General features: G+C 29.2%; 24 protein-coding genes. All 24 read left to right on the plus strand.

Features of this window, described 5'->3' with window-relative positions; all coding sequences use genetic code 11:
• Positions 1-125 precede the first annotated feature (125 nt).
• The 24 genes from KGF50_RS07540 (at position 126) to KGF50_RS07655 (ending at position 23,141) form a co-directional block, all read left to right on the plus strand.
• Entirely contained in the window at positions 126-473 is a 348-nt protein-coding gene (locus KGF50_RS07540; RefSeq protein ID WP_227847493.1) for a hypothetical protein, read from the plus strand.
• 11 nt (positions 474-484) lie between these two features.
• Complete coding sequence (locus KGF50_RS07545) at positions 485-2,464, plus strand: stage V sporulation protein D (RefSeq protein WP_227847494.1); 1,980 nt, start codon at positions 485-487, stop codon at positions 2,462-2,464.
• Between the two features lie 167 nt (positions 2,465-2,631).
• Positions 2,632-4,005: a UDP-N-acetylmuramoyl-tripeptide--D-alanyl-D-alanine ligase gene (locus tag KGF50_RS07550; protein WP_227847495.1), complete on the plus strand. Its 1,374-nt coding sequence runs from the start codon at positions 2,632-2,634 to the stop codon at positions 4,003-4,005.
• A 40-nt stretch (positions 4,006-4,045) separates the two neighbouring features.
• Positions 4,046-5,014 (plus strand): phospho-N-acetylmuramoyl-pentapeptide-transferase, encoded by a 969-nt coding sequence (gene mraY / locus KGF50_RS07555; protein WP_227847496.1) that lies wholly within the window; start codon positions 4,046-4,048, stop codon positions 5,012-5,014.
• Between the two features lie 18 nt (positions 5,015-5,032).
• Positions 5,033-6,388 (plus strand): UDP-N-acetylmuramoyl-L-alanine--D-glutamate ligase, encoded by a 1,356-nt coding sequence (gene murD / locus KGF50_RS07560; RefSeq protein WP_227847497.1) that lies wholly within the window; start codon positions 5,033-5,035, stop codon positions 6,386-6,388.
• Between the two features lie 51 nt (positions 6,389-6,439).
• The gene (gene spoVE / locus KGF50_RS07565) at positions 6,440-7,570 is read left to right on the plus strand and encodes a stage V sporulation protein E (protein WP_227432412.1); all 1,131 of its coding nucleotides are present in this window, start codon (positions 6,440-6,442) and stop codon (positions 7,568-7,570) included.
• A 17-nt stretch (positions 7,571-7,587) separates the two neighbouring features.
• Positions 7,588-8,805 carry an undecaprenyldiphospho-muramoylpentapeptide beta-N-acetylglucosaminyltransferase gene (gene murG / locus KGF50_RS07570; protein ID WP_227847498.1) on the plus strand — a complete coding sequence of 406 codons (1,218 nt, stop codon included), beginning with the start codon at positions 7,588-7,590 and terminating at the stop codon, positions 8,803-8,805.
• 269 nt (positions 8,806-9,074) lie between these two features.
• Positions 9,075-9,815 carry an FtsQ-type POTRA domain-containing protein gene (locus KGF50_RS07575; protein ID WP_227847499.1) on the plus strand — a complete coding sequence of 247 codons (741 nt, stop codon included), beginning with the start codon at positions 9,075-9,077 and terminating at the stop codon, positions 9,813-9,815.
• A 22-nt stretch (positions 9,816-9,837) separates the two neighbouring features.
• Positions 9,838-10,536, plus strand: coding sequence for a DUF881 domain-containing protein (locus KGF50_RS07580; RefSeq protein WP_227847500.1), 699 nt, complete (start codon positions 9,838-9,840; stop codon positions 10,534-10,536).
• A gap of 4 nt (positions 10,537-10,540) precedes the next feature.
• Positions 10,541-11,215: a DUF881 domain-containing protein gene (locus tag KGF50_RS07585; RefSeq protein ID WP_227847501.1), complete on the plus strand. Its 675-nt coding sequence runs from the start codon at positions 10,541-10,543 to the stop codon at positions 11,213-11,215.
• Positions 11,216-11,313: 98 nt separating this feature from the next.
• On the plus strand, positions 11,314-11,667 hold the full coding sequence (locus KGF50_RS07590; RefSeq protein ID WP_227847502.1) for a small basic family protein: 354 nt from the start codon (positions 11,314-11,316) through the stop codon (positions 11,665-11,667).
• A gap of 189 nt (positions 11,668-11,856) precedes the next feature.
• Positions 11,857-13,017, plus strand: a complete 1,161-nt coding sequence (ftsZ, locus tag KGF50_RS07595; RefSeq protein ID WP_227847503.1) for a cell division protein FtsZ — start codon at positions 11,857-11,859, stop codon at positions 13,015-13,017.
• Positions 13,018-13,280: 263 nt separating this feature from the next.
• On the plus strand, positions 13,281-14,555 hold the full coding sequence (locus KGF50_RS07600; protein ID WP_227847504.1) for an ABC transporter substrate-binding protein: 1,275 nt from the start codon (positions 13,281-13,283) through the stop codon (positions 14,553-14,555).
• Between the two features lie 326 nt (positions 14,556-14,881).
• The gene (locus tag KGF50_RS07605; protein ID WP_227847505.1) at positions 14,882-15,727 is read left to right on the plus strand and encodes a sigma-E processing peptidase SpoIIGA; all 846 of its coding nucleotides are present in this window, start codon (positions 14,882-14,884) and stop codon (positions 15,725-15,727) included.
• Positions 15,728-15,751: 24 nt separating this feature from the next.
• Complete coding sequence (sigE, locus tag KGF50_RS07610) at positions 15,752-16,474, plus strand: RNA polymerase sporulation sigma factor SigE (protein WP_227829169.1); 723 nt, start codon at positions 15,752-15,754, stop codon at positions 16,472-16,474.
• Between the two features lie 91 nt (positions 16,475-16,565).
• Positions 16,566-17,339 (plus strand): RNA polymerase sporulation sigma factor SigG, encoded by a 774-nt coding sequence (gene sigG / locus KGF50_RS07615; RefSeq protein ID WP_169468424.1) that lies wholly within the window; start codon positions 16,566-16,568, stop codon positions 17,337-17,339.
• 104 nt (positions 17,340-17,443) lie between these two features.
• Positions 17,444-17,707 carry a YlmC/YmxH family sporulation protein gene (locus tag KGF50_RS07620; protein WP_227432422.1) on the plus strand — a complete coding sequence of 88 codons (264 nt, stop codon included), beginning with the start codon at positions 17,444-17,446 and terminating at the stop codon, positions 17,705-17,707.
• Positions 17,708-17,728: 21 nt separating this feature from the next.
• Positions 17,729-18,190, plus strand: coding sequence for a transcriptional regulator NrdR (gene nrdR / locus KGF50_RS07625; protein ID WP_227847506.1), 462 nt, complete (start codon positions 17,729-17,731; stop codon positions 18,188-18,190).
• Complete coding sequence (gene pgeF / locus KGF50_RS07630) at positions 18,187-18,948, plus strand: peptidoglycan editing factor PgeF (protein ID WP_413926805.1); 762 nt, start codon at positions 18,187-18,189, stop codon at positions 18,946-18,948. The genes nrdR and pgeF overlap by 4 nt, the downstream gene beginning before the upstream one ends.
• Before the next feature lie 14 nt (positions 18,949-18,962).
• Positions 18,963-19,655, plus strand: coding sequence for a winged helix-turn-helix domain-containing protein (locus KGF50_RS07635; protein WP_227432425.1), 693 nt, complete (start codon positions 18,963-18,965; stop codon positions 19,653-19,655).
• A 29-nt stretch (positions 19,656-19,684) separates the two neighbouring features.
• A complete protein-coding gene (locus KGF50_RS07640; RefSeq protein WP_227847508.1) occupies positions 19,685-20,974 on the plus strand; it encodes a HAMP domain-containing sensor histidine kinase in 1,290 nt (429 codons plus the stop codon).
• Between the two features lie 54 nt (positions 20,975-21,028).
• Complete coding sequence (locus tag KGF50_RS07645; protein ID WP_227847509.1) at positions 21,029-21,961, plus strand: YIEGIA family protein; 933 nt, start codon at positions 21,029-21,031, stop codon at positions 21,959-21,961.
• A 45-nt stretch (positions 21,962-22,006) separates the two neighbouring features.
• Entirely contained in the window at positions 22,007-22,939 is a 933-nt protein-coding gene (locus KGF50_RS07650) for a YIEGIA family protein (RefSeq protein ID WP_227847510.1), read from the plus strand.
• A gap of 1 nt (position 22,940) precedes the next feature.
• Positions 22,941-23,141: a capping complex subunit for YIEGIA gene (locus KGF50_RS07655; protein WP_021385530.1), complete on the plus strand. Its 201-nt coding sequence runs from the start codon at positions 22,941-22,943 to the stop codon at positions 23,139-23,141.
• Positions 23,142-23,145 lie beyond the last annotated feature (4 nt).

Consider the following 23,145-nt stretch of genomic DNA (forward strand, 5'->3'; position numbering starts at 1 on the left):
AAAATTACAAATAGATTGTGTAATAGTGTATTAATTTAGCGATGAAATTTTAAAGGAAGAGATATGATTAATAACAAATATAGTATAGAGGAAAATCTAAAAATCTATATTATCGGGGTGATAATTTGAAAAAAAATTATAAAATACATAATCTAAATGAATATAAAAACAAAAAAAAGAATAATTATAAAAAGAGAATTAATAAAAAAATAGGGGCTAAATGTATTTTATTGATTACAACTTTCGCAGTAATAATATTGAATCTATGTGGTTATTCAAAAATTTCAGAAATGAAATATGATATTTATTACTTACAAAAAGATTTAAGAAAAAAAGAGATAGTACTAGAGGAACTAAAGGCAAAAGAAACTGAAAAAACATCAATAAAAGAAATTGAGTTAAAAGCAAAGGAATTGCTCAATATGGACTATCCAAAAGATGGACAAATAAAGTATATAAATGTGGATAACTAGGGGGAATAGGTTTGAGAAAAGTAAAAAGGATAAGCAAAAAAAGACTGGTACTTGTTCTTGTTTTAGCATGTGCACTGTTTTTTTGCCTTGTTATTAGGACTGGATACCTACAACTTATGAAAGGTAATTGGTTGAGTACAAAAGCATTAGAACAACAAACAAGAGATATACCTATAGAGCCTAAAAGAGGAACTATATATGATAGAAATATGAAAGAATTGGCAGTAAGTGTAACTAAATATACAGTTTGGTGTAAACCTGTAGAAGTAGAAGATAAAAAAGAAGCAGCTGAAAAAGTTGCTGAAATTTTGGACGAAGATTATAAAGATATTTATGCTCTAATAAGTAAAAAAAATATGGCTCTTGTAAAGGTCAAAAGATGGATAGATGATGATAAGGCAAGTCAAATAAGAGATGCTAAATTAGGTGGAATATGGGTAGCAGAAGACAACCAAAGATATTATCCTTATGGAAATTTTGCACCATATGTAATAGGTCATACCTCTTCAGATGCAACAGGGATATCTGGCATAGAGATGCAATATGATAAAAAATTAAAAGGGAAAGCTGGAAAACTAATAGTAAGTACTGATGCTTCAGGTAGAGAAATTCCACAAGGTATGGAAAAATATTATGAACCTGTTCAAGGTAATGGTCTTGTATTGTCTATAGATGAAGTAATCCAACATTATACTGAAAAAGCAGTACAAAAAGCTTATGAAATAAACAATGCAAAGAAAGTCACTGCAATAGCAATGAATCCTAAAACTGGTGATATACTTGCTCTAGCATCAAAACCAGATTATGACCCTAACGACTCAAGAACACCAATATATCCATATTATCAAGAAGAACTTGAAAAATATAGCGATAAAGACAAAATAAAGGGTTATTATCAAATGTGGAGAAATCCAGCAGTAAGTGATACATATGAACCAGGTTCTACATTTAAACTTATTACATCTTCTAGTGCTCTTGAAGAAGGAGTAATAAAAGATGGTGAGAAATTCACATGTACAGGTAGTGTAACTGTAGGAGGAAGAAAGATTAAATGTTGGAGACACTATAGACCTCATGGAACACAAGAGTTTAAACAAGCAGTACAAAATTCTTGTAACCCTGTGTTTGTTGAATTAGGAAGTAGATTAGGTGTTGGTAAAATGTATGATTATATAGAATCTTTTGGTCTTATGAATAAGACAGGTATAGATTTACCAGGAGAAGCTAAAGGAATATTGTATAATGAAAAAAATGTAGGACCAGTCGAATTAGCTACAATATCATTTGGTCAATCAATATCAGTAACTCCAATACAACTTATAACAGCTATATCATCAATAGCAAATGGTGGAGATTTAATGCAACCAAGAGTAGTAAAATCTTATACTGACAATAAAGGTAATATAACTGAAACAGTAAAACCAAAAAAAGTAAGAAATGTTATATCTAAAGAAACATCCAAAAAAATGTTAGAAATTGCAGAGTCAGTTGTAACTGACGGTGGAGGAAAAATCGCATATATACCAGGATATAGACTAGGTGGGAAAACAGGTACAGCTCAAAAGGTTATAGATGGTAAATATGCTCAAGGAAAATATATATGTTCGTTCGTGGGAATAGCACCTTGTGATGACCCACAAATTGTAGTTCTTGCTATTGTTGATGAGCCAACAGGAGTAAGTGCATTTGGTAGTACTACAGCAGGACCTATAGTAAAAGAAATAATGAATGATTCTCTAAAATATTTAGGAGTTAAACCAGTATACAAAGAAGAAGAAAAAGCTGAATATGAAAAGAAACAAGTCAAAGTACCAGATGTAAGAAATTTAAAAATTGGAGATGCAGTGAAAGCACTAGAAGATGCGAAGTTAAAACCAAATTTAGATACAGATATAGAAATTCCAAAGGATACAAAGGTAAAGGATGTTTTTCCAAAACCTGGAATAAAAGTTAATGAAGATTCAAGTATAACACTATATTTTGAAAACTAAAAAGTAACAGATAATTAACATATATCCATAAACATCTTCAAAAAAACAGAAATATAGTATATAATTATAAAGTTAAGAGTTATCGTAGGCAATGTATATGTAACGGTATACATTGCCTTTTGTTGCTAAGATAATATAGCTAATGTTTTATAAGGAGGAGTTTGAGAATGGAGTGCTTAACAATAAAGGAGTTAGTACTTGCAACTAATGGAAAGTTAATATATGGAGATTATAATGACTGTGTAAGTGATATAGTTATAGATAGCAGGGAAGCAAATGCACAAAATGCATTTGTAGCCATAGTTGGAGAAAATTTAGATGGGCATACATTTATAAAGTCTGCATATGATAGTGGATGCAAAACTTTTATAAAAAATGAAAGTAATGGAATAAAATTAGAAAGTTCGGATATAAATTTAATAGAGGTAAAAGATACAACTTTGGCTCTAGGAAATATTTCCAGATATTATAAAGAAAAATTTGATATTCCATTTATAGGTGTTACAGGTAGTGTAGGGAAAACAACTACTAGAGATATGATATATGCAGCTATTTCTGCAAAATTAAACATCTTGAAAAATGAAAAGAACCTAAATAATCATTTTGGGGTTCCTTTGACTTTGTTTAATTTAAATAAAAAACATGAGTGTGCTGTAATAGAAATGGGAATGTCTGGATTTAATGAAATAAAGTATTTGGTGGACATAGTAAATCCTAAAATTGCAGTCATATCAAATATAGGATTATCACACATAGAAAACCTAGGTTCACAAGAAGGAATTTTAAAGGCAAAGCTGGAGATTGCTTCAAATTTTGATGATACAAATACTTTGATTGTAAATGGCGATGATAAATTTTTATCTACATTAAAAGAAAAAGAGCACATATATAAGTTAAAAACATTTGGATTTAATAAAAATAATGACATTTATTGTGAAGATTATACTATGGAAGAAGATAGTTTGACATTTACATGTGTCATAAATGGAAAAAAAGAGGAAATATTTATACCAACAATAGGAGAACATAATATATATAATGCTATGTCGGCTATATTAGTTGGCATGAGTTTAAATATTTCTTTGGATTATATAAAAACAGGTTTAAAAAACTTCAAAGGGACAAAAATGAGATTAGACATAATAAAAAATGAAAGATTAACAATAATTAATGACTCCTATAATGCCAGTCCAGATTCTATGGAAGCAGCATTAAAAATACTTGGAAGATATAAAAGTAGAAAAGTAGCAATACTTGGAGATATGCTTGAGATGGGTGAAATTTCAGAGTATGGTCATAGATTAGTTGGAAAATCATCTATGAATAATACTGATATTATAATAACTATAGGTGAAAATTCAGTGTTTATTGGAGACGAAGCAAAACGATTAGGATTCGATTCATCCAATATATATCACTTTAAAAATAAAGACGATGTATTTAATCAATTAGATGAATTAATAAAAACAGGAGACACTATTTTAGTGAAAGGCTCAAGAGGCATGAAATTAGAAAAAATAGTTGAATATCTAAATAAATAAGCTTAAACTAATGAGTTAATTGACAAGGGAGAGGAGTTTTATGATGTTAGGAATAACAGAGCTTACGTACACCGCATTGATTGCGTTTTTGATAGTAATTATAATAGGACCAATATTTATACCAATGCTTAGGAAATTTAAATTTGGTCAGACAGTTAGAGATGATGGACCTCAAACACATCTAGCTAAGAATGGAACACCTACTATGGGTGGAATTATAATGATTGTTGCAATTCTAATAACTGGACTTACAAGAGTAAAAGTTAGTCATGACATGGCAGTAGGTCTTATATGTATTGCTGGTTTTGGTTTTATTGGTTTTTTAGATGACTTTATAAAAATAAAGCTAAAAAGGTCACTTGGACTAAAAGCATATCAAAAAATAATCCTTCAAGTTGCATTATCTTTTTATGTTGCTTTTTATCAGTATACGTCGTCATCAAGTGCTTCGCAACTTATGATACCATTTACAGATTTTGTAATAAATGTTGGAATACTATATATACCAATAATGATGTTTATAATAGTAGCGATAGTAAATGCTGTAAATTTAACTGATGGTCTAGATGGTCTAGCATCGGGAGTGACTTTAGTTGTCTCTGTATTTTTTATGTTGTTTGCAAGTTCAGTTGCAGGAAATACAGAAGTTGCAGTTTTAGCAGCAGCAACTGTTGGAGCTTGTCTAGGCTTTTTAGGATTTAATTCATATCCAGCTAGAGTGTTTATGGGCGATACAGGTTCAATGGCATTAGGTGGTGCGGTTGTAGCATTTTCAGTTTTAACTAATTCAGTGCTTATAATACCTATAATTGGAGGAATTTATTTTGCAGAAGCTCTATCAGTTTTAATCCAAATTGGATATTTTAAAGCAACTAGAAAGAGATTCTTTAAGATGGCTCCAATACACCATCATTTTGAACAATGTGGTTGGCCAGAAACAAGAGTTGTATTTGTTTTTTGGATTATTACAGTTGTTTTAGCTTGGATAAGTATAATAGCAGTATTTTAGGCCTAGGGGGAATGAAAAATGGACTTAAGTGGAAAAAAGGTTTTATTAATAGGGCTTGCGAAAACTGGTATATCTACAATTAAACATTTAGATAAATTAGGAGCAAGTATAATTGTAAATGATATTAAAGATAAGAATAAATTAAAAAATATACTTGATGAATTAAAATCTATAAATGACATAGAATACATATTAGGATGCCATCCAGAGGATGTAGACGATGTAGATATGGTTGTAGTATCTCCAGGGGTACCATTAGACCTGCCATTTATTTTGAAGCTAAAAAATTCAGGCAAGTATATAATTGGTGAGGTAGAATTAGCTTTTAAATTGTCAAATAATCCAACTTTTATAGGGATTACAGGTACAAATGGTAAAACAACTACAACTAGCTTAGTAGGAGAAATTTTTTCAAGTGCCAAAAAAGATACATATGTAGTTGGTAATATAGGAAATCCTGTAATAGATACTATAGAAACTTCAAATGAAGAATCTATACTTGTAACTGAACTGAGTAGTTTCCAACTTGAAAGCGTGGATGAATTTAGACCTAAAGTAAGTGCAATATTAAACATTACAGAAGATCATTTAAATAGACATCATACTATGGAAAAGTACATAGAAGCTAAATCAAAAATATTTATGAATCAAAATTCCGAAGATTTTTGTGTATTAAATTATGATGATGAAATAGTGAGAGGCCTAGCTGATGAATGTAATGCCAAAGTAATTTACTTTTCAAGAACTCATAGAGTAAATGGAGGAGTATATTTAGAAAATAATGACATAATAATAGATATAGAGGATAAGATTAAGTTTCTAAATAAAGATGATGTAAGTTTGCCTGGAGGCCACAACCTAGAAAATTGTATGGCAGCAATAGCAATCGCATATGTTTGTAAAGTAGATTTAGAAGTAATAAAAGATGTATTGATGACATTTAAAGGTGTTGAACACAGACAAGAGTTTGTAAGAAACCTAGATAATGTAATATATGTAAATGATTCAAAGGGAACTAATCCAGATTCTACTATAAAAGCTGTACAGTCTTATAATAGACCGATAGTGCTTATAGCAGGAGGAATGGATAAGGGAAGTAACTTTGATGAACTTCTTGAAATTGCAAAGTCATATGTTAAATCATTAATCTTATTAGGAGAAACTGCACCAAAGATAGAAAGTTGTGCTAAAAATAAAGGATTTAATGACATACATATAGTAAAAGATATGGAGGAAGCAGTTAGGACTTCTCATGAGATTTCAAAAAATGGAGATATAGTGCTTCTTTCACCAGCTTGTGCAAGTTGGGATATGTATGAAAGTTTTGAAGTAAGAGGAAAAGACTTCAAAGATAATGTAAACAATTTAAAATAATCTCTTACCTCTAAACTTACTTAGATGGAAGAATGGAGGTAGATTAGTTGGATGCCTAAAGAAAATTTGAAAAAACAAATTGACATAAGGATGAAGACTGAATTTGATGGAGTAGTATTTTATACTACTATGCTTTTAGTATTTGTAGGAATAGTTATGGTGTTTAGTGCAAGTTTTATACAATCTTCATTTAAACACAATGATGCATACTATTTTCTAAAGAAAAATGTAATATATGCTATACTGGGATTTATAGTTATGATTATTACATCTAGAATAGACTATAATTTTTGGAAGAAAAATGCTACAGCAATTGGAGCTATAGCAGTAGTATTATTATTATTGGTCTTAACTCCTTTGGGAATAGAAGCAAACGGAGCAAAAAGATGGTTAGGGATAGGTGCTTTAACATTTCAGCCTGCAGAAATTGCAAAGTTTGCTACAATAATATTAACTGCAAAATTGATTGAGAAAAATTATGATAAAATAAAATCTTTGACAAAAGGTGTTGTACCACTTCTCGTAGTTCCAGGAATATTTTTTGCGTTGATAATACTTCAACCAAATTTGTCAACAGCAGGTACTGTAATTCTAGTTACATTTGTAATGATATTTGTTGCTGGGATGGATATGAAAATTGTATTTGCTATGATAGGAAGTGGGGCTGCTTTATTTGCTGCATTAGTAATTGCTGAACCGTATAGACTTAGTCGTGTTACATCTTTTTTAGACCCATTTCAAGACCCACTTGGTAAGGGGTATCAGGTAATACAAGGTTTATATGCACTAGGTTCAGGAGGACTGTTTGGTTTAGGCTTAGGAAAGAGTAAGCAAAAGTATTTTTATATACCAGAGCCACAAAATGACTTTATATTTGCTATAATAGGAGAAGAGTTAGGATTAATTGGTTGTATAATAGTTATAATGCTATTTGTAGCCTTAGTCTACAGATGTGTAAGAATAGCATTGAAGACTTCTAATGTATTTGCTTGTATGGTTGTCATAGGTATAGGGGCACAAATTGGAATACAAGCAGCTTTAAATATAGCAGTTGCAACATCATCAATGCCAGCTACAGGTGTAGCACTACCATTTATAAGTTATGGAGGTACCTCACTCACCATCTTTATGGGGGCTGTAGGTATAGTGTTGAACATCTCAAAGCATGTCAAAATTAATTAACAGGAGATGATGATTTGATGAAAGTTTTATTATCGGGCGGTGGAACTGGAGGACACGTATATCCAGCTATAGCTATTGCTAACAAAATAAGAGATGAACATCCAGACGCCGAGATAATGTTTGTTGGGACGGAAAAAGGGATAGAATCAGAAATAGTTCCTAAGTATGGATTTGAATTAAAAACTGTAACAGTACAAGGATTTAAGAGAAAAATAGACTTTGATAATGTAAAAAGAGTTTTTAAGCTTTTTAAAGGTTTGGAGCAATCAAGAAAAATTGTTAAAAAATTCAAACCAGATGTAGTCATAGGAACTGGTGGATATGTTAGTGGACCTGTTTTATTTAATGCGTCTATGGGAAAAATACCAGCTATAATACATGAGCAAAATTCTTTTCCTGGAGTAACTAATAAGATTTTATCTAAAACAGTTACAAAGGTACTTACAAGTTTTGAAGATTCACATAAAAGATTTCCTGATGCAGCTGAAGAAAAATTAGTTTTTACAGGAAATCCAGTTAGAAAAGAAATTTTGTTATCAAGAAAAAATATTGCAAGAAAAAATTTAGGAGTAAGTGAAGAGAAAAAAATGGTGCTTTGCTATGGTGGTAGTGGAGGTTCAAGAAAAATAAATGATGCAATGAGACTTGTCATAAAGAATATGGTAAATGAAGATATAGCTTTTATATTTGCAACAGGAAAAAGCTATTATGAAGAATTTATGGAAAGTATCAGCAATATAAATCTTAAACCATACCAAAAAGTAGTACCTTATTTAGAAGATATGGCAAATGCACTTGCAGCAAGTGACTTAGTTATAGGTAGTGCAGGAGCAATTTCATTGGCTGAAATAACAGCTCTTGGCAAACCTTCCATAATAATACCTAAGGCATATACTGCTGAAAATCATCAAGAGTACAATGCTAAGAGTATAGAGAAGCAAGGTGCAGGGATTGCAATTTTAGAAAAAAACTTAACTCCAGAAAGCCTAAATACAGCCGTATTTAAACTTTTAGGAGATAGAGAGCTTCTAGTTGACATGGCAAATGCAAGTAAAAATATAGGTAGACCTGAGGCGATAGACCTTATATATGATGAGATAATAAAGGTATACAACTCAACACAAAAATCAACAGCTAAAAAACCAAAAAAAGAAAAAGTTGTTGAGGAAGTAAAGAAAGAAGCAGCTCCAAGTATAGAAGGTCAGGCTAAAGTAATAGGAATAAAGAAAAGATAAATAAATATTTACCCCTAATTTATAATATATTAGATTTTCTAAATTATTCTAAATTAGGGGTTTATTTGTGTGTATAAGTTTTAAGTTATAAAAAATACATATAGTATTTTATATTTATTTTGATGAAATATCAATTTAATTCCCTTTTTTAATGTTTTATTAGGTTGTTTTGAAAGAAAATGAGAAAATTTGACTTTAAATATTATTTTTTTTTTGTAGGGAATATAAACTCGAAAGGTGTATTTATTAACCAAAGGGGTTGATTGTATTTGAAGAGGAGAAAGAAGCTAAATACGAATAATGTTATGATAGTTTTAGTTTTTATACTTATGCTATCTTTTGGGATATGTATTATTGTAGGGAGTGATTTATTTGATGTAAAGAGGATCGATGTTATTGGAAATAAAAGAGTCACCAAGTCAAATATAATGAAAGAGTTAAATGTAAGTTTACATGAAAATATATTTGCATACAATTTTAAAGAAATGAAAAGTAAGCTTATAGACAATCCATATATAGAAAGTGTAGAAATAAAAAGGAAACTTCCAAATAAGATAACTATAGGCTTGAAAGAAAAAGAAATCTTTGCAGCATTAAAGGACGAAGATAACTATTGTTATATAGATAAAAAAGGGAACTTACTAGAGGAACTAAAAGGTACTAATGAAAGTAAAAATGATTTGATAGTGGAAGTAGATTATAGTATTGATGATACAAAATCAATAAAATTTAAAAATTATAAAACTAAAGAGAATGTATTTAAGACTTTAAATCATTTAAAAGAAGAAGGTATTTATAGAAAAATAAATTATGTAAACTTTAAAAAAGAAGGGAATATAGATATGCTTACGAGAAGCAATATAAAAATCTTACTTTCTAATGATGATAACTTAGATTATAATATATCTAGGGTAAATAAAATTTTGATTGACCTGCAAAATAAAAATACCAATGGTGGGACTATAAATCTAAATTATGGAAAGCTAGCTGTATATAGTCCAGAAGGATAGACAATTGTAAGGAAGTGATATTTTGAAAAAAAGGTTTATAAATAAGAGTATAATCATAGGAAGTATTGTATTGGGAGTTCTCATTAGTTTACAACTAAAAATTATTAATATAGAAAATAGAGGAATGACGACTTTTAAGAGAGGAGAGCAACTTACAGAAGAGCTTAAATCTCTAAAAAAAGAAAAAGAAAACCTGCAATCAGAAATTAATAGTGTAAAAAAAGATATAGAGACTTATAGAGGTAAAAGTGAAAAAGGAGAGAAAGATTTACTTAAATCAGAAATAGAAAAATATGAAACCTTAGCTGGGTATACAGATGTAGAAGGAAAAGGTATTGAAGTTGAAATAAATTCTACAAAAACTGTAGGAAGCTTTGATAAAAATGACAGTATACTATATAATTATGATTTATTACTGTCAATGATAAATAAATTAAATTCAGCACAAGCAAGCGCCGTATCTATAAATAATCAAAGAGTAGTTTCAAATACATATATGTATTTGAAAGAAGATAAACTTTATATGAATGACACTGTTATAAAGGAGCCAATTACAATAAAGGCAATTGGTGATTCTGATACATTAGCTTCTGCACTCAATATAAAGTACGGTATTGTCTGGGAAATAGAAACGTATTATAATGCAAAGGTAAAAGTGACTAAAGAAGATAATGTAAAAATAAATGGACATGGTGATACAGATAAAGTAGAGAGGAAATAATAGTATGAAAAAGAAAATGATTATATTAGGAGCATTCATATTAGGCATTTTCATATCAACTTATATAAAATCACTGAACCCCAATAAAGTGTACATAACATTGAGCCAGACTAAAAATATTGAAAGTGAGATAGAAAATACAAATAAGGAAATAAAAAATCTAAAAGAAGCTCTTAAAAGTAACAAAAAGACATTAGATGAATATAAGCAAGCAAAAAATAATGGAAATGAATCGATTCAAACATTAATGGAAAAAGAACTTGAAGAAGTTAAAGAGTTAAGTGGCTATTCAACTGTCACAGGTCCAGGAATAACTATTACTATGAAGGATAGTGAAAGAGAATTAGAAGATGGACAAAATCCAAACGACCTGATTATACATGATATTGACATTCTAAGAGTTTTAAATGACTTGAAAAAAGCAGGAGCAAAAGCAATATCTATAAATGGAGAAAGAGTATTGTCAACAAGTAAGATAAAATGTTCAGGAGCAACTATTACAGTAAACGATACTACATATGGACAACCATTTATAATAAAAGCTATAGGAGATATAGATTTATTGAGTGCAGCTATAAATTCTCCAGAATCATATGCTAAATCTCTAAAGGATATATATGGAATTAATATAAAAGTAGAGGAAAATAATGGAAATAAAGTGAATTTATTTGCAAAATAAAACGAAAAATACAAAAAAATAAAGAAAAAATAAAAAAAATTAATAAAAAGGATTGTAATATAGTTGTGTTTCAAAGTAAAATAAAGAGGTGAGGATTTATGATATGGGTGTTAGGAGGATTGGCATTTGGTGTAGTAGTGGGTTACTATATTCCATTTACATATTCTATGGATTATTCGATATATATGTCAGTAGCTATTCTTGCAATAATGGATTCTATATTTGGAGCAATAAAATCCAATTTTGAAGATAATTATGATAATGTAATTTTTGTTACTGGTTTTATAGGGAATGCTATCTTGGCTATATTATTGACTTATATAGGAGAAAAGTTAGGAGTTTCACTTTACTATGTGGCGGTATTAGTTTTTGGTATGAGACTATTTAATAATTTATCTATAATTAGACGTTATATCATTGCCAATATAATGAATAAAAAACATAAAAATTAAAGAGCTTTTGATATATACATAAAATATTTTATACTTAAAGAGTAATATTTGACAATATAAGTAAGAAAATTAAAAAGGAAAATTTACGTTTTTGTGGAATATGTTACTTAAAGGTTAACAAAATAAAAGAAGAAAATGATATAATTAATACATACGATAACTTTGAATCATGAGATAAGGGGGTTTATGATGCTAAACTTTGACGTAGAATTAGAAGAATGTGCACAAATTAAAGTAATAGGTGTAGGTGGCGGTGGAAACAATGCTGTCAATAGAATGGTAGAAGCTCAACTTAAAGGCGTTGAATTTATATCAGTAAATACAGATAAACAAGCTTTATATACATCAAAGGCTGAATATAAAGTTCAAATAGGAGAGAAATTAACTAGAGGACTTGGTGCAGGAGCTAATCCAGAAGTAGGAAAAAGAGCTGCAGAAGAAAGTAAAGATGAAATAGTAAAACTACTTCAAGGAGCTGATATGGTATTTGTTACAGCTGGAATGGGTGGTGGTACTGGTACAGGAGCTGCCCCAGTAGTTGCAGGCTTAGCGAAGGAAATGGGTATACTTACAGTTGGCGTAGTTACAAAACCTTTTGCATTTGAAGGTAAAATAAGAATGAAAAATGCTGAAGGTGGAATAGCTGAGCTTAAGTCAAAGGTAGATACTCTTATAACAATACCAAATGATAGACTTTTACAAATAGTACAAAAGAATACTTCGATGTTGGATGCTTTTGCAGTTGCAGATGATGTGTTAAAACAAGGTATACAATCAATTTCTGACCTTATAGCAGTTGAAGGATTAATAAACTTAGACTTTGCAGACGTTACTACTATAATGAAGGATAAAGGTCTTGCTCATATGGGTATAGGTAGTGCTAGTGGAGAAACTAGAGCTATAGATGCTGCTAGACAAGCTATCCAATCTCCACTTTTAGAAACATCAATACAAGGAGCAAAAGGAGTACTTCTTAATGTTACAGGTGGTCCTAACTTAGGATTATTTGAAGTTAATGAAGCATCTACTTTAGTTATGGAATCCTGCGACCCAGAAGCAAATGTTATATTTGGTGCTTCTATAAAAGAAGATTTAGGCGATGAAATAATGATCACAGTAATCGCAACAGGATTTGAAGGTTTACAAAGTGGGATTTTAGATTTGGATACTAAGCCTAAATCAAGTATAAGGTCTTCTCTGAATACAACCGTAAAACAAGTTGTAAAAGAAATAGAAGAAGAAGAAATTGTCGTTGAAGAAAAGATAGAAGCTCCTAAAAAGGCGAGTATAATAGAAGAAGACGATGATGAGAGCATGGAAATACCTACATTCCTAAGAAGAAGAAGATAATATGTAAATTTATAAAGAAGTCAATAGACTTCTTTTTATTTTTTTGTACTTTAATCTACTATTTCTTAAAATATATTCTAATATCAAAAAATTATAAAAAAGTAAAGTTTTTTTTATTAAGTATAGAAAAAAATGATAATAATATAAATGATTATAGTTTTTTATAATTAGACAATGACATTTTTATTTGATAATATTAAATCTGAATTGAATTGTAAAAATTTGAGGAAAAAGAGAAATTAAAGTCTGAAAGGGGATTAAGTATGATTAAGCTAAAAAAAATTCTTTCTTTAGCCATGGTTGCTGTTTTGTCAACATCACTTCTTGCTGGATGTACAAAAAAAGGAGAATCTAAAGGAAAAGATGGCAAAGAAAAATTAGTTGTATGGTCTGCACCATTAACAGATCATGATGCAGATGCATGGAAACCAATACTTGAGAAATTTGAAAAGGAAAATAACTGTGAAATTGAATTCCAAATAGTACCATGGGATAATTATGCAGAAAAATATGCTACTGCAATCAGTGCAGGTGAGGGGCCAGATATAGGATATATGTATGCAGAAATGTTTCCTCAATTTATAGAAATGGGAGCAGTTGAAGATTTAACTCCTTATTTAGAAAAATCAGGAACTTCAGATAATTATTTATACTTAGATAATGCAAAAATGATGGGTGGAATTTACGGTTTACCTATAGAAGCTGCTAATCCAGGTGTATTATACTATAATAAAGATATATTAGAAAAATTGGGAGAAAAACCTCCTAAAACATGGGAAGATTTTAAAAGAATATGTGAAAAAGCAACAAAAGATACTGATGGAGATGGAAAAATCGACCAATGGGGTCTTGCACAAGGATGGGGTTCTAAAGTGTTTGGTAGTTTAAACTGGAACTGGTATCCATATCTATGGCAAGCTGGTGGAGATATATATAATGATGATTTAAAATCAGTTAAATTTAATAATGAAGAAGGATTGAAAGCTGCAAACTTTATAAATGATATGAAAAAATATATACCAGATAACGCTTTATCAAAAGACAGTAATGAAATGGTTGAAAGTGTATTTGGACCAGGAAAAGCTGCATTTACTATAATGCTGTCTTCTGCTGCTACAAGTACTTTTGATAAATCATTCCCAGACTTAAACTGGGGATATGTAACTTCATTAGAGGATAAAACAGTTGGTAGTTTTGCTTCAGTAGATGATTTAACTTTAATGTCAGCATGTAAAAACAAAGAACTTGGTTTTAAACTTCTTGAATATATGTTAAGTAAAGATTCAATGGAAGCTTTCCATAAAGAGATACCAAGAGCACCAGTTGCTAAAGGTGAAAAATATCAAGGAGACCCAAGATTTGAAGAAATGGTAACAAAAGATAAAAATATGTACAGACCATTAACAGTTGGGCCTCATGGAGTAGAAATATATGAACACTTATGGAAGCAACTTCAAATGATGATAGCTGGAGACAAAACTCCAGAACAAGCGCTAAATGAATCTGCAAAATATGCAAACGAATTATTAGCACAATAGTTTAAGTTTATATTTGAATTTACAGACTATGCAACTTAATTTTATACAAGTAAAAGATTTACTTGATATATTATTAAGTCGCATAGTCTTTTTTTATGGAAATATTCCAAATGTAGAATTGAATAACTTCTACCTAGATATATTGAATTCTACAAAAAAAGTCTATTTGTTTGATACTAAAAAAATATCTTTTGACGACATAAAGTATAAGACATATATCATTGTTATTTTTAAATAGAATTTGTTTTGGATTCGACTGTCAAAAGTGACATAAAATTTTGTACATACTATCTTATAATATGTTTAAAGGTTTTAAGGGGGGATACATGGTGTATATTGAGTACTATGTTATAGAAAACCTAGTAATAAATTATATTATTATAAGTTGTACTTCTATTCTTACTAAAAAATATAATCCTAGAAAAAATAAGTTGCTGGGGGCTAGTTTAGGAGGAGCCTACTCTGTTGCTTATTTATACCCGTCAATGAATATACTATTTACAGTGCCATTTAAAATAATAATCATGAGTATTATAACTTTAATTTCATTTAGGACTAAAAGCAAGAAAGATTATGCTCATGTAGCATTAGTTTTTTATTTAGTAAATATTTTTATTTCTGGAAGTACTTATTTTGTAATTTATTTTACAGGAATAAGCCATTTAAAAATATCTTTTTTAATTGCATGTACTTATGTGAGTTGTGAACTATTAAAGTACATTTACAAAGACTTGAAGATGCTTAAATACATCAAGGAGCTTACGAAGACTATAAATATAAATTTATTAGAAAAAAGCTTTTGCTGTAAGGCCTTAGTGGATAGTGGAAATTTATTAAAAGACCCAATAAGCCAAAGCGATGTAATAATAGTTAAATCAAGTGTATTAGAAGGATTGATTCCAGAAAATCTATTAAATATTAACTATGAAGATATAGATATGAAAAAAGCTCAGGAAATTATATGTAGTTTAGATGACAAAACTTCAGGGAGAGTTAGAATAATACCTTATAAGCATGCTGGAAGTAATAAGACAAGCATAATAATTGGTCTAAAAGCTGATTATGTAGAGGTAGATGAGCAAAAGATAGGAAATATAATACTTGGTATTTCAAATTTCAATGATAGAGAATATGGGGCAATAATGAATCCAAATATATTGCCTGGATTCTAGCTAAAAATTTAAGGGGGACAAAGGATGTTACGATTAAAGGAAAGAATCATAAGCTTTATTACGATGTTAGGTATTAAATTAAAAATAATAAAGCCAAAAGGAATATACTATATGGGAGGAGCCAATATTCTTCCTCCTCCACTAAAACCAGAAGAAGAAATGGAACTTTTGCAAAAACTAGAAACTGATGAAACTGTAAAATCAATTTTAATAGAAAGAAATTTGAGATTAGTAGTCTACATATCAAGAAAATTTGAAAATACAGGTATAGATGTAGAGGATTTAATTTCTATAGGAACTATAGGTTTGATAAAGGCAGTCAATACTTTTAAATTAAATAAAAACATAAAATTAGCAACTTATGCTTCAAGATGTATAGAAAATGAAATACTAATGTATCTAAGAAAAAATAATAAAAAGAAAACAGAGGTATCTTTTGATGAACCTTTAAATATAGACTTAGATGGAAACGAACTTTTATTATCAGATGTTTTAGGTACAGAAAATGATGAAATATATAAAATAATCGAAGAAGAAATAGATAGAGATTTATTAGTTATGGCACTTGACAGATTAAGTGACAGAGAAAAGCAAATTATGGAATTAAGGTTTGGACTTATAGATAAAGGTATTGAAAAAACACAAAAAGAAGTTGCTGGAATGCTTGGAATATCTCAATCCTACATATCTAGACTTGAAAAGAAAATAATTTCAAGGTTACAAAAAGAAATGAAAAAATTTGTATAATGCTAAATTAATTCTTCTTAAAAAGTATAAAAAAATTGGAAATGTAAATAATTTCAATAGATGAATACTTTTTGAGAGAGGACTGAAATGTATGCAAGTTAATAAGGTTGAAATATGTGGTGTTAATACATCTGAACTTCCAGTTCTTAAAAATAAGCAAATGAAGGAACTTTTATTACAAATAAAAAGTGGTGATGAAGAAGCCAGACAACAATTTGTAAGAGGAAATTTAAGGTTAGTCTTGAGTGTAATAAAAAAATTTAACAACAGAGGAGAAAATATAGACGATTTATTTCAAATAGGTTGTATTGGTCTTATAAAAGCTATAGATAACTTTGATTTAAGTCAAAATGTCAGATTTTCAACTTATGCTGTTCCTATGATTATAGGAGAAATTAGAAGATACTTAAGAGACAATAATCCAATCAGAGTAAGTAGATCATTAAAAGATATAGCATATAAGGCACTACAAGTCAGAGAAAGACTAATTAGAACAAATTCAAAAGAACCAACAGTATCAGAAATAGCAAAAGAATTAGAATTAGAAGTAGAATCAGTTGTAATGGCACTTGATGCTATACAAGACCCGATATCTTTATTTGACCCAGTATATCAAGATAATGGAGATGCGATATTTGTAATGGATCAAGTTCAAGACAAAAAAGATACTGATGAAAACTGGTTGCAAGAAATATCACTTAAGGAAGCTATTAAAAAATTAAATAGTAGAGAAAAGTTGGTATTAGATTTAAGATTTTACAAAGGAAGAACTCAGATAGAAGTTGCTGATGAAATCGGTATATCTCAAGCACAAGTATCAAGAATTGAAAAAAATGCTTTAAAAAATATGAGAAAGTATGTATAAGTAATCCATGGAATGTAAACATAATTTTAAATTTAAATGACCTATATAGGTCATTTTTTTTTATCCAATTACATATTTATTTTTAAAGAAAGGGTGAGTATAATATGATTAGAGTTTCTGATATAATGGAAAAAGAAATTATAAATGTAAAAAATGGAAAAAGGATGGGTTTCATAATCGACATAGATATGGATATCCACGAGGGAAAAGTAGTCTCATTTACCATTTTTGGAGATGGAAGTAGAAGTTTTTTTTCAAGAGGAGGGGATGAAGAAGTTATATTTTGGAATGATATACTTAAAATAGGTTGTGATACAATAATAGTAAATATAGGTTCAGAATTAAGCTTAGATGAATTTGATATATAGCTAAACAAAGGAGGAATACAGATGCAATGTCCTTATTGCAATTATAAAGAGTCAAAGGTAATAGATTCTAGACATACAGATTTAAAATCTATTAGAAGAAGACGTGAATGTGAATTATGTAAAAAGAGATTTACTACTTATGAAAAAATAGAAACTACTCCTTTAATGGTTATTAAAAAAGATAATAGTAGAGAGTATTTTGATAGAGAAAAAATAAAATACGGATTATTAAAGGCATGTGAAAAAAGACCTGTATCTGTTGAGGATATTGAAAGTATAGTTGTACATATTGAAAATGAAATAAATAAATGTTTTATAGAAGAAATTGAAACTAAAAAAATTGGTGAAATGGTAATGGATAAATTGAAAGATTTAGATGAAGTCGCCTATGTAAGATTTGCTTCTGTGTATAGACAATTTAAAGATATAAATACTTTTGTAAATGAACTTAAAAGTATACTAATAGAAAAAGGAGACAAATGATGAAAGATTATATAAATCTAAAAAGTGTAGAAGATATTAAAGAGTATGTTAACTTAAGTGGCAATTGTAAAGAAATTGATGAAAAATTAAATTCTATAAATCTAGTTATAACTTGCAAAAATATAGATGCAAAAAGTAAAGAAGACATGTTAAAAGTTTGTAAGGAATGCGATTTAATGTTTGAAAATTTAACTAGTAATTCTCAAACACATTCAGACATAGTTAACATAGTTAAGAGAGAGAATATAGGACAAAGAATAGAAGGAGATGCACTTATAACAAACTTAGAGAAAGTACCACTTTTATTGTTTACAGCAGACTGCGTACCTATATCAATTATAGATGCCAAAAATAAAGCCATAGGACTAGCACATGCGGGCTGGAAAGGTACTTTTAGTAATATAGGTCACAAAACAATAAAATTGATGTCTGAGACTTATAAAACAGTTCCTGAAGATTTGATATGTATAATTGGACCATCAATTGGACCTTGTTGTTATGAAGTTTCTGAGGATTTGGTAGAAAAATTTAACACAATTCTTACAAATAATGATGAAAAGTTCTATATAATAAAAGAGGGAAGTTACTATTTAGATTTATGGAAAATTAATGAGTATATGCTGAGATGTAGTGGAGTCAAAAAAGAAAATATAATAAACTTAAATCTATGCACTAGTTGTAGAGCAGATGAATTCCACTCTTATAGAAAACATAATAAGGCATCAGAACGAATAGGAACGGTACTACAGATAAAATAGAGAGGAGCTTTTTAATGAATACTAAAGTGCTTGTTATAGACGATGAAATGCATATAGTTGAGCTATTAAAATTCAATTTGGAGGTGTCAAACTACGAAGTTAGTTATTCATATGACGGATTTGATGGATTTATAAAAGCTAAGGAAGTTAAACCAGATTTAATACTTTTAGATTGGATGCTACCGAATATAAGTGGAATAGAAGTATTGAGAAAAATAAGAAGTGACAAAGACTTGAAAAATATTCCTGTTATAATGCTTACTGCTAAAAATATGGAAAATGACAAGGTTGAAGGGCTTGAAGTAGGTGCTGATGATTATATAACCAAGCCATTTAGTATAAAAGAATTGTTAGCTAGAGTTAGCTCTGTTTTAAGAAGATATAACTTAACTAGTACAGGCGAAGAAAATAATATACTTACCACAGGTAATTTAAAACTAGATTTATCAAAACATGAAGTTACTAAAGGTTCTGAAAAGATAGAGTTAACACTTAAAGAGTTTGAACTGTTAAAATTATTAATTCAGAATAAAGGTAAAGTACTTTCAAGAAACTATCTTTTAGATAAAATATGGGGCTATGAATACTATGGAGAGACTAGAACAGTAGATGTCCATATAAGGTATTTAAGAAAAAAAATAGAAGATGAAGATAAGTCAGAAAAATATATAGAAACTATAAGAGGTGTAGGATACAAAATAGATTAGAAAAAGTTATATTTTAGGAGTGTTATCTTGTGGAAGAATTAAATAACATATATTTTTTTATTGTTATGTTGTCTATAGCCATTGTAATATTGTCTGTAAGATATACAATAACACTAAGAAAATATTTAAAAGAGTTTATATACGTTTCAAAAAAAGTAAGTAACAAGGAATTTCATGCTAGGCTGAATATATCAGCTAAAGGAGAACTAGGAGAATTAGCCAGAAATTTTAATCATATGATAAAAAATATGGATGATACATTAGAAGAAGTACAATATAAACATTTACAATTAAGGTCTATATTAAAGAGTATATCTCATGGAATTTTAGCTATAGATGTAAATGGAAACATATTATTGATAAATGATGAAGCTAAAGAAATGATAAAGAGCGAACCAAACAAACTAGTTGAAGGTCATAATATCAATGCTGTAATAAAAGAAGAAGAAATATTAAAGCAGATACTTCAATTCATAGGTTCTAAAGAAAATGAAACTGCAAAGATTACTACTAAAGATGATATAGTATACAAAATAAAAGTGGACCCAGTTTATCTTCAAAATACCAATAATGTAATAATTGGCTCAATAGTAAACATAGAAGATATTACTAAAAAGGTGAAGCTTGAAAATATGAGAAGTGATTTTGTTGCTAATGTAAGTCATGAACTTAAAACACCACTTACATCTATAAGTGGCTTTGTTGAAACGTTAAAATCCAATGAGAATATAGATGTAAATACTAGAAATAGGTTTTTGGAAATAATAGAAAGTGAATCAGACAGATTAAAAAGATTGATTGATGATATATTATTATTATCATTTGTAGAAAATAAAGACACTCTTCTAATGGAAGATGTTGTAATATATGATGTATTTAGAGAGGTATATGAAATAACTCAACGTTCAGCTAGTGAAAAAAATATAGAAGTTTTATATAAATGTGATGATAAATCAATAAACATACTATCTAATAGAGATTATATAAAACAAGTATTTTTAAATTTAGTTGATAATGCTATAAAATACACTCAAGATAATGGTATTGTACAAGTTGTAGTTTTAAAAGATGAAGAAAAAATAATAATCAAGGTTATAGATAATGGCGTTGGAATACCAAAAGAAGATGTAGAACGTATCTTTGAACGCTTCTATAGAGTAGATAAAGCAAGAAGTAGAGATGTAGGCGGAACGGGTTTAGGATTGGCTATAACGAAGCATATAGTCAAATCATTAAATGGATGTATAAAAGTAAAAAGTGAACTTGGTATTGGTAGTGAATTTATTGTTACAATACTACAAAAAAATTTCCTTAAATAGAAGGAAATTTTTTTTGTTTTTTGCACAAACTATATAAGAGAAGGAGCTGAGAAAATGGAAGAAAGCTTATTAGGTGCAAATTTATTTAGACACTCTTTTATAGTTGCAGTAATTATAGGGATATTGTGTAGAGGATTAGTTTTAAGAGTTACAGACAAACAATACCCATCGAGACCACAAGATTATTTAGAACAGATAATAATATCAGGACTTTCAGCTTCATTGGGTGCTATAGCATTACCTGCACTTATAGATAAGGAGTTTGCAGCATTAACATTTTTTGCAGTAGCAATACAACAATTTCAAGGTCTTGCAGAGCAAGAAAGAATAACATTAAAAAATATCGACAATGAAGAATTAGTACCAAAAGGAGATGCTTATGTTGAAGAAATAGCATCTACGTATGAATCTAGAAGTTATATAAGTCTTTTTTCTGCACTAGTATCTTCTATAGTTTATATTACTGTCTCAAAACGATATGACCCTGGTTTTATTTATTGTACAATACTAGCTGTTATAGCAGGAGCTTTAGTTGGTTTGATTTTTAGAAGATTTCTAAGACGAAATAGTATAGCAGACATAGCAGATATAGTTCCTGCTGAAGTGAGTTTTGAAGGGCCTATTTTAAAAGTAAATGGTGTAATAATAACTAATATAGGTTTAGAGAATACAAGAGAAAAATATAAAAATGAATGTCTAGCTATAGAGATTATACCAAGAGATTTGGGTGCATTTGGAATAGTAAATGATATAGGGCAAAGGCAAGCTATAATACATAATCTATTTATTCATATGGGTATAGATAAGGATGTAGATGAGGTTGATATTGTAGCGATATCTAAAACTAACTTAGCAAAAAGCACTGTGGTTGTACCATATATACCAATAATCAAGGATATAGATGTAATGATAGATGTAGTAAAGAGCACTCCTATCATAGAGACATCAAAAGGAAAACAGAGTGATTTTTCTAGAAAGACTTTATAGATTTATATGTGAGCATTTTATATTAGATATTTTAGGAGTGATTTAATGGATAGAGTATTTTTTGTTGCAGTTATTATTGGCATAACATCAAGAGTTATAATGTTAAACTTAGACCAAAAACAGTACCCTACACAACCAAATGTTTTACTATCTCAGCTTATATTAGCTTTTGTTGCTTCAGCATTAGGAGCATTACTAGTTCCAGCTCTTATAAATCGTTCTTATACATCGATAACATTTTTATCTTTGGCAGCAGAACAGTTTAGACAAGTAAGAGCAAATAGAAGGAATACATTACAAAACTTAGAAGAAGTTCAGCTTGTAAAAAGAGGAGCTGCATTTATAGAAGAGATAGCTAGAACTTATGAAGTAAGAAATTATATGTGCATAGTCACATCTTTTTTAACAATAGGATTATATTATGTAATTATTGAAGAAACTAAAATAAGTGAAGGCATGAGTTTGATAATAAGTTCAATTTGTGGATTATTATTAGCTTTTATACTTAAGAAACTTCTTACTAGAAAAAGTATTGGAGATATAGCTGATGTAATGCCTGCTGATATTAGTTTCGTAAATGAATCTATACTAAAGGTAGGAGATTTAAAAGGAATAACAAATATAGGTCTAAAAAGTGATAGAGAAGTATATATTAATAGAGGTGTAGGAATACAAATAATTCCTAAAGATAGAGATTATGCTAATGCAGGAATATTATTTGATTCGGGTCAAAGACAAGCGATAGTATACAATATATATTCGAGATTAGGTTTATATGGAGATTATGGAGAACCTGCATTTGTACCATTACCTAGACGAAATAAAGATGATGAAAGTATAATGATTGCTTATTTACCAGTAGATAGAAATGTTGAAAAAGTAATGGAAGCTGTAAAATCATGTCCAATACTTTCAAGTTCTAAAGGTAAAAACTTATCACTGAAAAACTATAAAATAGGAAAGAAAGGAAGTGCATAAAATGGGGATGGATATAGGTCTAAATGAATATACCCTAGCAATAGTTACGCTAGATAAAAATATGAAAAATGGTGGAGGTTGTCCAATATTTTATGCAAATGATGAAAAAGACTTGCAAAATAAGGCGATGCTCATGTCAAAGTGTGTAGGTGGAATGGTTCACGATATGACTAATGGAACATTAATAATAGTAAAGCATTAAAACC

Origin of the sequence: Clostridioides sp. ZZV15-6598, from assembly GCF_020657705.1 — a bacterium.
Lineage (GTDB): Bacteria > Bacillota > Clostridia > Peptostreptococcales > Peptostreptococcaceae > Clostridioides > Clostridioides difficile_F.